This is a genomic window from Devosia sp. J2-20, assembly GCF_055808475.1.
Map to the genome: position 1 here is coordinate 260,706 of NZ_CM147870.1, position 14,578 is coordinate 275,283.

At 62.0% G+C, this 14,578-nt stretch carries 18 protein-coding genes; 13 read left to right on the plus strand and 5 right to left on the minus strand.

What is annotated here, in order from left to right; translation table 11 throughout:
• Window positions 1-104 precede the first annotated feature (104 nt).
• The 3 genes from AC0L37_RS01325 to AC0L37_RS01335 form a co-directional block, all read right to left on the minus strand.
• Window positions 105-1,058: an acetyl-CoA carboxylase carboxyltransferase subunit alpha gene (locus tag AC0L37_RS01325; RefSeq protein ID WP_212659687.1), complete on the minus strand. Its 954-nt coding sequence runs from the start codon at window positions 1,056-1,058 to the stop codon at window positions 105-107.
• Window positions 1,059-1,232: 174 nt separating this feature from the next.
• Window positions 1,233-2,141, minus strand: coding sequence for a site-specific tyrosine recombinase XerD (gene xerD, locus AC0L37_RS01330; RefSeq protein WP_212659686.1), 909 nt, complete (start codon window positions 2,139-2,141; stop codon window positions 1,233-1,235).
• Entirely contained in the window at window positions 2,138-2,356 is a 219-nt protein-coding gene (locus AC0L37_RS01335; protein WP_331284421.1) for a hypothetical protein, read from the minus strand. The genes xerD and AC0L37_RS01335 overlap by 4 nt, the downstream gene beginning before the upstream one ends.
• Window positions 2,357-2,494: 138 nt before the next feature.
• Between AC0L37_RS01335 and AC0L37_RS01340 the strand changes: the two genes are divergently transcribed.
• Together AC0L37_RS01340 and aroB are read left to right on the plus strand one after the other, a co-directional pair.
• Entirely contained in the window at window positions 2,495-3,082 is a 588-nt protein-coding gene (locus AC0L37_RS01340) for a shikimate kinase (RefSeq protein WP_282222201.1), read from the plus strand.
• The gene (gene aroB / locus AC0L37_RS01345) at window positions 3,082-4,194 is read left to right on the plus strand and encodes a 3-dehydroquinate synthase (RefSeq protein ID WP_282222200.1); all 1,113 of its coding nucleotides are present in this window, start codon (window positions 3,082-3,084) and stop codon (window positions 4,192-4,194) included. Before AC0L37_RS01340 ends, aroB begins: the two co-directional genes overlap by 1 nt.
• Here the strand turns inward: aroB and AC0L37_RS01350 are convergent.
• The gene (locus AC0L37_RS01350; protein WP_212659683.1) at window positions 4,191-4,481 is read right to left on the minus strand and encodes a BolA family protein; all 291 of its coding nucleotides are present in this window, start codon (window positions 4,479-4,481) and stop codon (window positions 4,191-4,193) included. The genes aroB and AC0L37_RS01350 overlap by 4 nt on opposite strands.
• 45 nt (window positions 4,482-4,526) lie before the next feature.
• Between AC0L37_RS01350 and AC0L37_RS01355 the strand changes: the two genes are divergently transcribed.
• From AC0L37_RS01355 to AC0L37_RS01380, 6 genes are all read left to right on the plus strand, one after another.
• On the plus strand, window positions 4,527-5,168 hold the full coding sequence (locus AC0L37_RS01355; RefSeq protein WP_269371459.1) for a J domain-containing protein: 642 nt from the start codon (window positions 4,527-4,529) through the stop codon (window positions 5,166-5,168).
• A 98-nt stretch (window positions 5,169-5,266) separates the two neighbouring features.
• On the plus strand, window positions 5,267-6,250 hold the full coding sequence (gene cobS / locus AC0L37_RS01360; protein ID WP_212659681.1) for a cobaltochelatase subunit CobS: 984 nt from the start codon (window positions 5,267-5,269) through the stop codon (window positions 6,248-6,250).
• 154 nt (window positions 6,251-6,404) lie between these two features.
• Window positions 6,405-8,291 carry a cobaltochelatase subunit CobT gene (gene cobT, locus AC0L37_RS01365; protein ID WP_473313959.1) on the plus strand — a complete coding sequence of 629 codons (1,887 nt, stop codon included), beginning with the start codon at window positions 6,405-6,407 and terminating at the stop codon, window positions 8,289-8,291.
• Entirely contained in the window at window positions 8,291-8,893 is a 603-nt protein-coding gene (locus tag AC0L37_RS01370) for an esterase-like activity of phytase family protein (protein ID WP_282222199.1), read from the plus strand. Before cobT ends, AC0L37_RS01370 begins: the two co-directional genes overlap by 1 nt.
• Window positions 8,845-9,282: an esterase-like activity of phytase family protein gene (locus AC0L37_RS01375; protein ID WP_282222198.1), complete on the plus strand. Its 438-nt coding sequence runs from the start codon at window positions 8,845-8,847 to the stop codon at window positions 9,280-9,282. Before AC0L37_RS01370 ends, AC0L37_RS01375 begins: the two co-directional genes overlap by 49 nt.
• A 319-nt stretch (window positions 9,283-9,601) precedes the next feature.
• Window positions 9,602-10,171: a CarD family transcriptional regulator gene (locus AC0L37_RS01380; RefSeq protein ID WP_427857115.1), complete on the plus strand. Its 570-nt coding sequence runs from the start codon at window positions 9,602-9,604 to the stop codon at window positions 10,169-10,171.
• A 64-nt stretch (window positions 10,172-10,235) separates the two neighbouring features.
• Here the strand turns inward: AC0L37_RS01380 and AC0L37_RS01385 are convergent, their stop codons facing one another.
• Window positions 10,236-11,066, minus strand: coding sequence for a class I SAM-dependent methyltransferase (locus AC0L37_RS01385; protein WP_282222197.1), 831 nt, complete (start codon window positions 11,064-11,066; stop codon window positions 10,236-10,238).
• Window positions 11,067-11,238: 172 nt separating this feature from the next.
• Between AC0L37_RS01385 and AC0L37_RS01390 the strand changes: the two genes are divergently transcribed.
• Genes AC0L37_RS01390 through AC0L37_RS01410 form a run of 5 tightly spaced genes read left to right on the plus strand, consistent with a single transcriptional unit; the run spans window position 11,239 to window position 14,432 of the window.
• Entirely contained in the window at window positions 11,239-11,907 is a 669-nt protein-coding gene (locus tag AC0L37_RS01390) for a phosphoribosyltransferase family protein (RefSeq protein WP_473313963.1), read from the plus strand.
• A 34-nt stretch (window positions 11,908-11,941) separates the two neighbouring features.
• Window positions 11,942-12,196, plus strand: a complete 255-nt coding sequence (grxC, locus tag AC0L37_RS01395) for a glutaredoxin 3 (protein WP_212659677.1) — start codon at window positions 11,942-11,944, stop codon at window positions 12,194-12,196.
• An 11-nt stretch (window positions 12,197-12,207) separates the two neighbouring features.
• The gene (locus AC0L37_RS01400; protein WP_282222196.1) at window positions 12,208-13,098 is read left to right on the plus strand and encodes a carbon-nitrogen hydrolase family protein; all 891 of its coding nucleotides are present in this window, start codon (window positions 12,208-12,210) and stop codon (window positions 13,096-13,098) included.
• Entirely contained in the window at window positions 13,095-13,520 is a 426-nt protein-coding gene (locus AC0L37_RS01405) for a DUF1178 family protein (protein WP_212659676.1), read from the plus strand. Before AC0L37_RS01400 ends, AC0L37_RS01405 begins: the two co-directional genes overlap by 4 nt.
• 42 nt (window positions 13,521-13,562) lie before the next feature.
• On the plus strand, window positions 13,563-14,432 hold the full coding sequence (locus tag AC0L37_RS01410; protein ID WP_282222195.1) for an aldo/keto reductase: 870 nt from the start codon (window positions 13,563-13,565) through the stop codon (window positions 14,430-14,432).
• The last annotated feature ends 146 nt before the right edge of the window (window positions 14,433-14,578 follow it).

Sequence of the window (14,578 nt, forward strand, 5' to 3'; positions counted from 1 at the left end):
GAAGTCTTACCATGGGCCAAAATCCCCAGCTAGTCGGGGCTGATCACACAGATGTGTGGGCAGGGCCCTCGCCCGCATGGGCAAAGGCCAGCGTGCAGACAGGCTTAAAGCGCGGTGCCGATGGCCATGAATTTCTCGCGGCGGTGCTCGCGCACTTCGAGCCGGCTCTTGCCAGAAAAGTCGGCCAGGAACTTGGCAAGTGCCTCGCGGGTCGAGGCCATGACCGCCTCGGGATGGCGATGGGCGCCGCCGGTGGGCTCGGGAATGATGCCGTCGATCACACCAAAGCCGAGCAGGTCGGCCGAGGTGATCTTCATATTGGTGGCCGCATCCTGGGCCCGGGCCGCGTCACGCCACAGAATGGTGGCGCCGCCTTCGGGCGAGATGACCGAATAGATGGCGTGTTCGAGCATCAGCACGCGGCTGGCCGTGGCAATGGCAATCGCGCCGCCAGAGCCGCCTTCGCCGATGACGATGGCGATATTGGGCACGCCCAGTTCGAGCGATTTTTCGGTGGAGCGGGCAATGGCTTCGGCCTGACCGCGCTCTTCAGCGCCGATGCCGGGATAGGCGCCAGCGGTGTCGACGAACGAGATCACCGGAATATTGAACCGGTCGGCCATTTCCATGATGCGGACGGCCTTGCGATAGCCTTCAGGCCGGGCCATGCCGAAATTGTGCTTGAGGCGGCTCTCGGTGGAGTTGCCCTTTTCCTGACCCAGAACGGCGACAGGCTGACCATTGAAGCGGCCAAAGCCGGCCTGAATGGCAGAGTCCTCGGCGAACTTGCGATCGCCAGCCATGGGCTGCCATTCGGTGATCAGCGTCTTGATATAATCGGAGAAGTGCGGCCGCTGCGGATGACGCGCGACCTGGGTCTTCTGCCAGGGCGTGAGTTTTTTGTAGATTTCCACCAGCGCCTCGTCGGCGCGGCTCGACAGGCGGTTGACCTCCTCGTCGATGCTGACGGCCTGATCGGTCGCTGCAAGAGACTTGAGCTCGGCGATCTTGCCTTCAAGATCGGCTACCGGCTTTTCGAAATCGAGATAAGACTGCATTCCACCTGCCCGTTAGGGGTCACATTTCTGGACCCATGCATCAGGGCCGCTGCTGTCGCGCCCTAAAGTGGCCGGAAAGTGACGATGGCGCAATGGCAAGTCAAGCGGAGTCACAGCGATAGGCGCTTTGTGGGGCTCGATGCTAACAGTCTGTTACCCGATTACCCCCAGATGTCATGACTGGTTGAGGGGGTGGTGGGTCTCCACCAGGGTGCGCAGCTTCTCGTCCAGAACATGGGTATAAATCTGGGTGGTCGAAATATCGGCATGGCCGAGCAGCATCTGTACCACGCGCAGATCGGCGCCGCCGGCCAGCAAATGGCTGGCAAAGGCATGGCGCAGCACATGAGGGGCGACACGGGCCGCGCTGATCCCGGCCAGCCCGGCCAATCCCTTGAGATCGCGGGCAAAAACCTGGCGCGACAGATAGCCGTCGGCACCCTTGGCGGGGAACAGGAAAGGGCCCGGCTCCAGCGTTGCCAGATAGGTCTTGATGGCATCGCGGGCGCGATCGTTGAGCGGCACGATGCGCTCCTTATTGCCCTTGCCGGTGACGGTGATGAAGCTGGTGTCGCGCATTACCGCGGCGCGGCGCAGGCTTACCAGCTCGGAAACGCGCATGCCGGTGGCATAGAGCAGTTCGAGCAGCACATAGAGCCGCAATGCCCCCGCCTGCTCAGCGGGTGAAGCCTCTGCATTGGCTTGGCTTTCTGCGGTGGTGAGCAGTTTATCCACCTCGGCCACCGAGAGCACCTTGGGCAGGGCCCGGCGGCTCTTGGGGCTGGCGACAATGCGGGTGGGGTCATCGCCGCGCAGATTATCGGCGCACAAGAACTGGTGGAACTGGCGGATGGCAGACAGGCGGCGGGCACTCGAAGAGGCCGATAAACCCTGACTATCGAGCCCGGCGAGATAGGCCATGACCGCCTCGCGGTCGCTCTTGAGCGCCGTTTGTCCCCGCCCGGCCAGAAAGGCTGCATAATCATCGAGGTCGCGGCGATAGGCATCGATGGTGTTCTTGGCCGCACCCCGTTCGGCGCTCATCATTTCAAGAAATGATGCGACCAGATGGGTGCCGCTCATTGGCCGGTGGTCTGCGGGGTAGCGGTGTCTGCGCTGGCCGGTTCGGTGCTGCCGGGCAGGGCCGGCGCGCCGCCATTGAGCAGGTCGCGGGTGGGGATGCGAATGGTCACCTGTTTGGGCTCGGGCTCGACAAAGGCCACCAGGGCGAACATGCCCACATAGACAAGGCCTGCCAGAAACAACAGCGTGATGATGAGGCGGATCAGGGTCGGCATGAGGGTCCACTAAACTGCATTTGCCGAAAATATGGCAGTAAATGGTTTCATTTCCGTAGGGATAAGGCAATGGCGCGCTAGTTCTTGACAGCGACGGCGCAGGCGGGTTGATAGCGGCCATATCAGGAGTGCCACTGCTTGACCCGACCCGATCCGGCATTGCGACAGGCCCGCGCCGAGGAGCTTGCCGAACTATTGGACGGCCGGCCGCTGGTGCTGGTCGGCATGATGGGCGCCGGCAAAACCACTGTCGGCCGCCGGCTTGCTGCGCGCCTCAACCGTCAGTTTCTCGACAGCGACGAAGAGATTGAAAAGGCCGCGCAGATGAGCGTGCCCGAGATTTTCGAGCAGCGCGGCGAGCCCGAATTCAGGGCCGGCGAAACCCGGGTGATTGCCCGGGTGCTCAAGACCCGGGGCGTTGTTTTGGCGACGGGCGGCGGGGCTTTTGTCAATCAGGAGACCCGTGCGCTGGTCAAGGCGGAAGCCATTTCGGTCTGGCTCAAGGCCGAGATCGGTATCCTGTTCGATCGGGTGTCGCGGCGCTCCAACCGCCCCCTGCTCAAGACGGCCAATCCGCGTGCGACGCTGGAAAAGCTGATCGAGGAACGCTACCCCATTTATGCCGAGGCCGATGTTACCGTGACCAGCCGCGACGTGCCGCAGGAAGCGGTCGCCAGCGATGTGGTGCAGGCGGTGCTGGCCCATCTCAAACAACAGGACACCTGATGGCCGATATTGCGCACACCGTTCATGTCGGCCTGGGCGATCGGGCCTATGACATTCTCATCGGCGACCGGCTGCTCGATGATGCGGGTGCGCTGCTGGCCGAACGGTTTCCGGGGCGGCGCTATGGCATCATCACCGATGACAATGTCGCCAAGGCGCAATTGCCACGGCTGCTGGCCTCGCTCGATGCCGCAGGGTTACAGCACAGCGAAATCGTGCTGCCAGCGGGCGAAAGCACCAAGTCATGGGATATGCTGGGGCAGGCTGTCGAGGGCATTCTGGCCGCCCGTCTGGAGCGCGGCGATCTGATAATCGCGCTGGGGGGCGGGGTGATCGGTGATCTGGCCGGCTTTGCATCGGCGATTGCCCGGCGCGGTATGGGGTTTGTGCAGATGCCGACCTCGCTACTGGCGCAGGTCGACAGCTCGGTGGGAGGTAAGACCGGCATCAACTCTCCGCATGGCAAAAACCTGATCGGAGCGTTTCATCAGCCAAAACTGGTGCTGGCGGACCTGTCCACGCTCGACACGCTGTCGCCGCGACAGTTCGCGTCGGGCTATGCCGAAGTAGTCAAATACGGCCTGATCGACGATGAAGCGTTCTTTTTCTGGCTCGAAGAGAATCAGGCGGAAATCTTTGCTGGTGGTCCCGCGCGCGGCGAAGCCATTGCGCGCTGCTGCGCCCACAAGGCGCGCGTGGTGATCGAGGACGAGACCGAGCTGGGCGTGCGCGCACTGCTCAATCTTGGGCACACCTTCGGCCATGCGCTGGAAAAGGACACCGGCTATTCAGATCGCTTGTTGCATGGCGAGGGTGTGGCCGTCGGCATGGTGCTGGCGCACGGCTTCTCGGCCCGGCAGGGTCTGGCACCGAGCCAGGACACCGGCCGCATCGTGGCGCATTTGAAAAAGGCGGGTCTGCCCACCACATTGGCTGAGGTGCCCGGCACGCTGGGCAGTACAGAAGCGCTGATGGCCGCGATCGCCCAGGACAAGAAAGTCAGCCGCGGCGCGCTGACCTTCATCCTGACGCGCGGCATCGGTCGGGCGTTCATCGAAAAAAATGTCGACCCCAAAGCGGTCTCGAGCTTTCTTGACGATATGCGCGGCTAGTCTTTGTCTGCTACAGGGTATGGCCCTGCCGATGGCAGGACTTCGATGGCGAGAGCGTGGACGCGTTCCTTGAGTTCGTCATCAAGCGTTTCCATGATCGCGCGGTGTTGCGCGACGCGGCTGAGCCCGTCAAAATGGGCGGTCGCGATTCTGACACGAAAGTGGGTTTCACCCCCTTCACGCCAGCCGGCATGACCATGATGGAGCATCGACTCGTCGATCACATCGAGGAAGGCAGGAGTAAACCTGCTGGAGAGCTTGGCGGTAATGGTGTCTTTAGCGGACATCGGGCGGGCACTTTCTAACTGATCCAAGGCAAGTAACTAGGCGCAATGAAATCCCAATCCAAGCTCTTCGATAACATTCGCATCCGTCCGCGCCGGGAAGAAAAGCCCGCGCCCATTGAACATGTGTGTGAATGGGAAGGTTGTGAAAAGGCCGGCGAGTACAAGGCCCCCAAGGGCAATCGTACCGAAGGCAAGCGCAGCGAAGCCGAGTATCACCGGTTTTGCCTTGAGCATGTGCGCCACTACAATACGGCGTTCAACTTCTTTGCTGGCATGGAAAAGGACGAGCTCAACGAGGCGCTGACCAAGCCGCCCAAGGCCGAAAGTCGCTCCAGCTTTGCCACCGGCAATCCCGGCGTGCGGCCTCGCGCCGCTGCCACGGCCGGCATGCGGCCGGGCGATCGCTATGGCGATCCGTTCGGCGTGTTCGCCAAGTATCGTCACCGTCAGGCGCAAAAGCCTGCCGAAGAACGGGTCAAGGCGCTCAATGAAAACGATCGTCGTGCGCTCGAAACGCTTGGCATTCTGGGCCAGGCCAAGGCCGATGAGATCAAGAGCGCCTACAAGACCCTGGTCAAGATTCATCACCCTGACGCCAATGGCGGCGACAAATCGTCCGAGGAACGTCTTCGGACTATCATCGCGGCCTATAGCCATTTGAAGAAAATGGGCTTTGTCGGCAACTAGGCCTGCCGGTTCGGTGGCTACCGTCCCTGCGACATTGCTGCTATAGAGCGCCCAAGTTTTTCTGTCCCTCCTGTCTCGATTTCGCCAAGAGCTTTGCCATGACTGACTACACCAATCTGCCCGACACCGAATACTCGGCTCGGGAGCTGTTCGGCATCGACACCGACATGAAGGTGATGGGTTACAAGGAAGCCAATAGCCATGTGCCGCCGATCGATCCGGACTATCTGTTCGATCGCAACACCACATTGGCAATTCTGGCCGGCTTTGCCTTCAATCGCCGCGTCATGGTGCAGGGCTATCACGGCACCGGCAAATCGACCCATATCGAGCAGGTTGCTGCGCGGCTGAACTGGCCGCTGGTCCGCGTCAACCTCGATAGCCATGTCAGCCGTATTGACCTGGTCGGCAAGGACGCGATCGTGCTCAAGGACGGCAAGCAGATCACCGAATTCCGTGACGGTATCCTGCCATGGGCCGTGCAGAACAATGTTGCGCTGGTGTTTGACGAATATGATGCGGGTCGCCCCGATGTGATGTTCGTGATCCAGCGTGTGCTCGAAGTGGCGGGTCGTCTGACCCTGCTCGACCAGAACCGCGTGATCGTACCGCATCCCGCGTTCCGTCTGTTCTCCACCACCAATACGATTGGTCTGGGCGATACATCGGGCCTCTATCACGGCACCCAGCAGATCAACCAGGGCCAGATGGACCGCTGGAGCCTGGTCACCACGCTGAACTACCTGCCCCATGACAAGGAAGTCGGCATCGTTCTGGCCAAGAACAAGGCCTATGCGGCGACCGAGGCGGGCAAGAAGCTGGTGGGCAATATGGTGCGCCTGGCGGACCTGACGCGCTCGGCCTTCATGAATGGCGATCTGTCCACCGTGATGAGCCCGCGCGCTGTCATCACCTGGGCCGAAAATACCGAGATTTTTGGTGGCGATGTCGGCTTTGCCTTCCGCCTGACCTTCCTGAACAAGTGCGACGAACTTGAACGCCCTGTCGTGGCCGAGTTCTACCAGCGCGTCTTCGGCGAAGATCTGCCTGAATCATCAGCCAATCTGGCTGTGACGGTCTAAGACAAGAAGGCCCCCTCACCCGGCCCGCTCGGGCCGACCTCTCCCCCAAGGGGGAGGTGCAGGGGGTCCGGCATTTCTCACTTCTCCCTTGGGGGAGCGGTCGCCGCATTCGTGGCGGGTGAGGGGGCCTTCCCCCAACCGACGAGCATTTTTCATGGCCAACCCACCGCGCAACAAAGCCAACAAGCCCGACCAGACGCAGATTTTCAAATCGGCGATGGGGGCAACGGTGCGCGCCATCGGCGCCAAGCCTGATCTGGAGGTGACATTCACCTCGGATCGGCCCCTGCTGACCTCGGACAAGGCACGTCTAGCCAATCTGCCCCGGCTGCCGACCCGGCGCGATATCGCCATTGCCCGCGGGCAGGGCGACGCCATGGCGATGCGGCTGGCCAGCCACGACCCCGAATCACATCGCAAGCGCTCGCCGATGGATCCCACCGCCCGTGCGGCGTTTGATGCGCTCGAGCAGGCCCGCGTCGAGGCGCTGGGCTGCGTGCGCATGCCCGGCATGGCTGGCAATATTGCCGAAATGCTGGAAGACCGCCTGTTCCGCGGCAATTTCGCCGAAGTCGACGACAAGGGCGATGCGCCCATTGCCGAGGCGCTGGGCCTGCTGCTGCGTGAAAAGCTTGCAGGTGTGCCGGTGCCGCCATCGGGCCATGCGCTGGTTGATCTGTGGCGCAAGGAGATCGAAGACAAGGGCGGCAAGTCGCTCGATGATCTGCTGACGCGCTACGAAAATCAGGACGAGTTCTCCAAAGTGGCCAAGATGCTGCTGCGTGATCTCAATCTGGTGCCCGAAAGCGAACTCGAGGATCCCGCCGATTCCGACGAGAACGATGGGGATGATCAGGAGCCTGATCAGCGCGAGAATTCCGAGCAGGCGCCCGAGCAGGGCGAAGGCGAGAACGACAGCCAGGACAGCGATCAGGACGAACAGACCGGCGACAGCGAAGAAGCTGGCGATGTGGACGGTATCGAATCGGATATGGCCGATACCGATGAGGACGCGGCTGCCGATGCCGGCGAAGACGCCCCCATGCCGCCCCCCGGCAAGGAGGGCAGCAATGAGCTCTCCAACCAGTTCAACTACAAGGTGTTCACCAACAAGTTCGACGAGATCGTCAAGGCGGCCGAGCTGTGTCCACCCGATGAGCTTGATCAGTTGCGCGCCTTGCTCGACAAGCAGCTGGAGAGCCTAGCCGGCGCTGTTGCGCGGCTGGCCAACAAGCTGCAGCGCCGACTGATGGCCAAGCAGAACCGCAGCTGGCAGTTCGATCTTGAAGAAGGCCTGCTTGATACGGCGCGCCTGACCCGTGTGGTCACCGATCCGATGCAGGCACTCAGCTTCAAGGTCGAGAACGATACCGATTTCCGCGACACCGTGGTGACGTTGCTGATCGACAATTCGGGGTCGATGCGCGGTCGGCCGATCACCATTGCCGCGATCTGCGGTGATATTCTGGCGCGCACGCTGGAGCGCTGTGGCGTCAAGGTCGAGATTTTGGGCTTTACCACCCGTGCCTGGAAGGGCGGTAAGAGCCGTGAGGCCTGGCTGGAAGCAGGGCGTCCGGCCAATCCGGGGCGCGTCAATGATGTGCGCCACATCATCTACAAGGCTGCCGATGAGCCATGGCGCCATGCCCGGCGCAATCTGGGCCTGATGATGCGTGAGGGCCTGCTCAAGGAAAACATCGATGGCGAGGCGCTCGAATGGGCGCGCAAGCGCTTGATGGCGCGCCCCGAAGCGCGGCGGATCATGATGGTGATTTCCGATGGTGCGCCGGTCGATGACAGCACCCAGTCGGTCAATGCCGGCAATTATCTCGAGGCCCATCTGCGTCAGGTGATCGAAGACATCGAGACCCGTTCGCCCATTCAGCTGGTGGCTGTTGGTATTGGCCATGACGTGACGCGCTATTATCGCCGCGCCGTGACCCTGCTTGATGCCGAAGAGCTTGCTGGGGCGCTGACCGACGAGCTGGCAGCGCTGTTCGATGAAGAATTGCCGCCACAGTCACGTCGCCGCGGACGGTGATGCAACGGACCCTGGCCACCATCGCTGTCGCGCTGCTGGCGGGGTTGTCGCCCCTTGAGGCATCGGAGGTTGCGGTCAGCGCGACCCAGATCACCAGCTTTGGTGACACCGGGCTGGATGGTCGTGTGGGCCGTCTGGCGTTTCGCGGTGGTCTGGCGCTGGTGGCGCAGGATGATACGTTTGGCGGGCTATCCGGCCTGACCACTACCGGTCCTGACCAGCATGTCAGCTTCGTTACTGACCGGGGCAGCTTTGTGGCTGGACAGCTGGCCTATGACGATACCGATCGCCTGTTCGGGCTGATCGGGGTCACGGTCGAGCCGATCCGCAATTCCAAGGGCGATCCGCTGCCGCGGCAATATGCCAAGGACGCCGAGAGTATCGACACCATCTATCGCAGCGGCATTCCGGTAGGGGTGCGGGTGGGGTTTGAGCATTTGACGCGGGTAGCAGATTTCGCGCTGACCGACGGGGTGCCGGGTGGCGCGGCGCGCGAAGTGGAATTGCCCGGCTGGCTCGATGATCTACGCACCAATGGTTCGCTGGAATCGGTGTGCATTGCCCCCCAAGCTCCCCCATCGCCGGCTCGACCCTGCTGCTGACCGAAGATCATGAAGACGGCGCGGGCAATCATGCCGGCTGGCTGCTGGGGCAGAACGACAAGGGGCCGATCAGCTATGCGGTCAGCCCGGTGGTGTATCCGACCGATTGCGCCTTTCTGCCCAATGGCGATCTGCTGGTGCTGGAGCGGGGCGTGTCGATGCTGACGTTTTCGATGGCGCTGCGGCGCGTCGGGGCGGCCGATGTGCGCCCGGGCAGTGTCATGACAGGCGAGCTTTTACTGGCTGTCAGCGGCAGTGCCATCGACAATATGGAAGCGCTGGCGGTGCATCAGGCACCCGATGGCGAGACGCGGATACTGATCGGCTCGGATAATAATTTCAATGACTGGCAGCGCAGCCTGCTGCTGGAATTTGCGCTGCTCGACTAGTGTGTTTTGGCGGTCGGCCAGAGTGCGGTTCTGGCGAAACACGACTGCCATAGTGGCGAATAGGCCACTGATCTGTAGTTTTTGATTTTGCTGATTTTTTGTGCTATGGTGAGCCCATATGCAGTTCAGCTCGTCACCCAACCCGTGCCTTCAGGCACGATTTTTTTGACAACATCGTAGGATGCGTGCGCTCCGGAACAAGCGGGTCCGGTGTGCGTGGGGTTGTGCTGCGCGCGGCGTTCCGTTTGGACGCCAATAAGTAATGATGGACGGTCCTTTCCGCGAGGAACTGTCCGTTGGGGCGTCAACAAGGAGTTCCATGAATATGGTAGCCAAGAAGTCACAGCAGCGACTTGGGTTCAAGACGGGCGAGTTTGTCGTCTATCCGGCGCATGGCGTCGGCGTCATCGTCTCCATCGAGGAACAGGAAGTCGCCGGTTTGGTTCTCGAGCTGTTCGTGATCAGCTTTGAACAGGACAAGCTCACCCTGCGCGTCCCCGTCGCCAAGATCAAGTCCGTTGGCATGCGCAAGCTGGCCGACGAGGATATGGTCGCTCAGGCGCTGACCACCGTGACCGGCCGTGCCCGCGTCAAGCGCACCATGTGGTCGCGTCGGGCCCAGGAATATGAAGCCAAGATCAATTCGGGCGATCTGATCGCCATCTCCGAGGTCGTGCGCGATCTGTATCGCTCCGAAGAGCAGCCAGAGCAGTCCTATTCGGAACGCCAGCTGTTTGAACAGGCGATGGATCGCATGAGCCGCGAAATCGGTTCGGTCAACAAGTTGACGCTGACCGAAGCTGTGCAGCTGATCGAAAAGAACCTCGCCAAGTCACCTAAGCGGACCAAGGACGCTGCGGCTGAAGGCGACGAGGAAGCTGCCGCCTAAGCGCGCAGATATCGACTGAAATAATCAGAAGGCCGGTGGAAACACCGGCCTTTTTGTTGGTCTGTCAGACCTTGCCCAGTACATCGCCCAGGCGCGACGTGGCGCTGCCGGGCTTGAGCGGTTGCTGCTGGCTTTCATGCGGCGCCCAGCCCGAGAGCCAGACGATTTCGAGCGTGGCACGGATACGGCCATCGGGGTCGGCATCGCGCTCGGCATAGGCCTGGGCGGCTGCGGCCAGCAGGGCCGGGCTGGCCAGCCGGCGTGAGCGATCCACCAGTGGATTGGCCGCACCGAGCGCCTTGAGTTCGGCCATCAGCGCAAAGGGGGTGGGGTAGCGCACGACATGGGTTTCCACATCGGCCACGGGCAGCGCCAGTCCGGCGCGCTGCAACAGCCCGCCCCCATCGCGCACCTGCAGCATGGGGGCGACACGCGCCGAGGCGCCGCCAAATATCTGCGCATCGGCGGCCAGAAAGGCCTCGCGCAATTCGGTCAGGGTTTCCCCGCCCAGTGCGGCGATCATCAGCAGGCCATCGGGGGCAAGCCTGGCCCGCAGGCGCGCCAGATAGCCGGGCACATCATTGACCGCCTGCAGGTGCAGGATCGAGACAATCAGATTGAAATCCTCGCCCTCGAGCACCGGTACGTCGTCCTGGCCGCCAAAGGCGGCGTGACGCTGATAGCTGAACCGGGCGCTGGCGGTCTGGCCAAAGGCGGGGAGCTCGTCGACGTCCGGGCCAATAATGGCGGCTTTGGGGAAGTCGCGGATCAGCGCCGCCAGCCGGTCTTCAAGATCGGCCAGCACCAGATCAGTGACGAAATCGCCCGGTGCGCTGCGGCGCGCCAGATGCTGGGCAATCAGGGCTGAATCGAAAATCGCGGGGGTCTGAATCATGTGACTTGCGGCCGTTTCAGGACATGGCACTATGGAAGGCGTTATGGAGAGCGCCGACGAGCTTGTCAAAAGCGGGGCATGGCGCCGACACCTGAGGCAGGGTGTGCGGTGGCTGGGCCGTGGTCTGCTTGATCTGGTCTATCCCCCGGCATGTCTGAATTGCGAGGCGCCCATGGCGTCGCCAGATACGTTGTGCCCACAGTGTTTTGCCCGGTTGCGCCCGATCACGGCGCCACTCTGCCCGCGGCTCGGGCTGCCCTTTGAGGTCTCGCTGGGCCCCGATGCCCTGTCGGCCGAGGCCCTGGCTGATCCGCCACCCTTTGGACGGGCACGCGCTGCGGTGATCTATGATGACATCGCTGGAGCGATCGTGTCGCGGCTCAAATACGGTGATCGACCCGAACTGGCGCGGTTCTGTGCGCGGCTGATGGCAGGTGCCGGGCGTGAGCTGTGGCAATCAGATCCCGTTCTTGTGCCGGTGCCATTGCATCGCGCCCGACACCTGTCGCGGCGCTATAACCAGTCGGCGGAATTGGCGCTGCATCTTGGACAACTCACCGGACTGCGTGTCGATACCGCTCTGGTGCGGCGCACGCGCAAGACCCGGCAGCAGGTTGGGTTGAGCGGAGACGGACGACAGCGGAACGTTGCCGGCGCCTTTGCCGTTGATCGCGAGGCGATGGTGCGGGTCACCGACAGGTCAATTGTGCTGGTCGATGATGTCTATACCACCGGCGCCACAACCAAGGCGGTTACCCGCGCTTTGCTCAAAGGCGGTGCCGGCTCTGTCGATGTCGTGACTTTCGCCCGCGTTGTCATTGGTGCGGAGTTACCCATATAAGAGCAAGCACCCGTATTCATGGGAGAATTTTGAATTGGCTACCATCGAAATCTATACGACGCCGACCTGCCCGTTTTGCCATGCAGCCAAATCGCTGCTGGCTGAAAAAGGCGCAGACTATACCGAGATCAACGTGTTGGACCCGTCCCTGCGCGAGGCCATGATGCAGCGCGCCCATGGTCGCCGCACGGTGCCACAGATCTTTATCGATGATGCCCATATCGGCGGCTATGACGATATGGCAGCGCTTGATCGGCGCGGTGGCCTTGATCCGCTGCTGACTCGCTAGGGATTGCCCGGGTGAAGATAGCGGCGATTCAGATGCGCTCGGGTGCCGACCCGTCGGCCAATATGGCGGCGCTTGAGCCCCTGCTGGCCGAGGCCACGCAGGCGGGCGCGCGCTATGTGTTGACGCCCGAAGTGACGATGGCCTTCGCGGAAAACCGCGCTGGCCTTGCTGCCGTGGCATCGCCTTTTGAAGATGACCCGCAATTGGCGCGTGTGGGCGAACTGGCCCGGCACCATGGTATCCACATTCATATCGGTTCGCTGGCCGTGCCGCTCGATGATGGCCGGTTCGCGAACCGGTCGGTGCTGTTCGGGCCCGATGGTCAAATCGCGGCGCAGTATGACAAGATCCACCTGTTCGATGCCACCATTGCCGGGCTCAATGCCTATCGTGAAAGCGATACCTATCGTGGCGGCGAGACGGCGGTAACGGCGCCAGTTGGCGATTTTACGCTCGGCATGGCGATCTGCTACGACATGCGTTTTCCCAAGCTGTTCAATGCCCTGGCCAATGCGGGCGCCACGCTGATGGCGGTGCCAGCGGCGTTTACGGTGCCAACCGGGCAGGCGCACTGGCATGTGCTGCTGCGCGCCCGGGCGATCGAGACAGGCTCTTATGTGATTGCTGCGGCGCAGGGCGGACAGCACGCCAATGGCCGGGCTACTTATGGCCATTCCATCATTATCGACCCCTGGGGTCGGGTCGTGGGCGAGCTTGATCATGACCAGCCCGGCGTGCTGGTGGCCGAGATTACGCCGGAGTTGGTCGCGGATGCGCGGGAGCGGATTCCGCTCTTGCCAATGAAAAACCCTTCGCCACGCCGGCCGCGTTGCCGCGCTAGGTCAAAACCAGCTATTCTGCTACAGCCGCGCCATAGAGGCGCTCGAGAAGTTTTGCCGTGATCCAGTATTCCCTCCAATGCTCACAAGGCCACCAGTTCGACGTTTGGTTCAGGAACGCTGCAGCGTTTGATGAGCAGAAGACGCGCGGTCTGGTGACCTGCGCGGTGTGCGGCGATGGCGATGTTGAGAAGGCGCTGATGGCGCCCGCCGTGGCCCGTAGTGACGGCGACAAGGTTGTGGTCAGCGCCGGTCACCCCGAGGCCGCCAAGATCCGCGAAATGCTGCGGGCCTATCGCGACAAGGTCACCAGCGAAGCCGATTATGTCGGTGACAAATTTGCCGAAGAGGCGCGCAAGATCCATTTCGAAGAGGTCGAGGCGCGCGGCATTTATGGCGAGGCGACGCATGACGAGGTCGCCGGGCTGGCAGAGGACGGCATCGAGTTTCTGCCGCTGCCGGACCTGCCTGACGAACACAACTAGTTCCGAGCGCCATTCCTGGCGCGACCATGCGGAGAATTCAATATGACAGTTCTGGACGCAGCCCTTGCGGGCACGTTTTCCATTGGCGGTGATCTGACGATCAATCGCCTCGGCTTTGGCGCGATGCGGATCACCGGCCCGGGTATCTGGGGGCCTCCGGACGATGTCGAGGGCGCCAAGGCGGTGCTGCGGCGACTGCCGGAACTCAATGTCAATTTCGTTGATACCGCCGAGAGCTATGGCCCTTTCGTTAGCGAAGAGCTGATTGCGCGGGCACTGGAACCCTATGGCAAGGGGACGATCGTGGGCACCAAGGGTGGACTGACCCGCACCGGGCCCGGCGAATGGCACCATGTGGGGCGCCCTGAATTTCTACGACAGGGCGCGGTGCTGAGCCGCCAACGGCTCAAGGTGGATGTGATTGATCTGTGGCAATTGCACCGGATCGACAAGCAGACGCCACGCCAGGCGCAGTTCGAGGCGGTCGCGCAGCTCAAGATGGACGGGATTATCCGCCATGCCGGCCTGAGCAATGTCAGTGTGGACGACATCAAGGAAGCGCAAAAATACTTCGACGTCACCACCGTGCAGAACCTCTACAATTTTGCCAATCGCGACAGTGAAGACGTGCTGGAATACTGCGCCGCCAATGGCATTGGCTTCATTCCGTGGTTTCCGCTGGCCGGTGGTGAACTGGTTGAAGGCCATGCGGATGCGCGCGCCATCACCGAAAAGCACAAGGCCTCGCCAAGCCAGATTGCCCTGGCCTGGTTGCTCAAGCGCTCGCCGGTCATTCTGCCCATTCCGGGCACCAGCAAGGTGAAGCACCTTGAGGACAATGTGGCGGCAGCCGGCATCGAACTCAGCGACGCGGATTTCGCGACACTGGATCAGATCGGCAAGAAAGGTTGAGGGGTTCTAGGTCGGTCCGATAGGGAGGGTGGAATCCCCGCTATCGAACCTAACCAGCCGGCAATCTTGGCAGACCGCCTTCGGCTGAGCGTGCCTCTAGCACGCGATAACAGGTGTGTCACGAAAATGTAGCAGGGGCCCGCGGA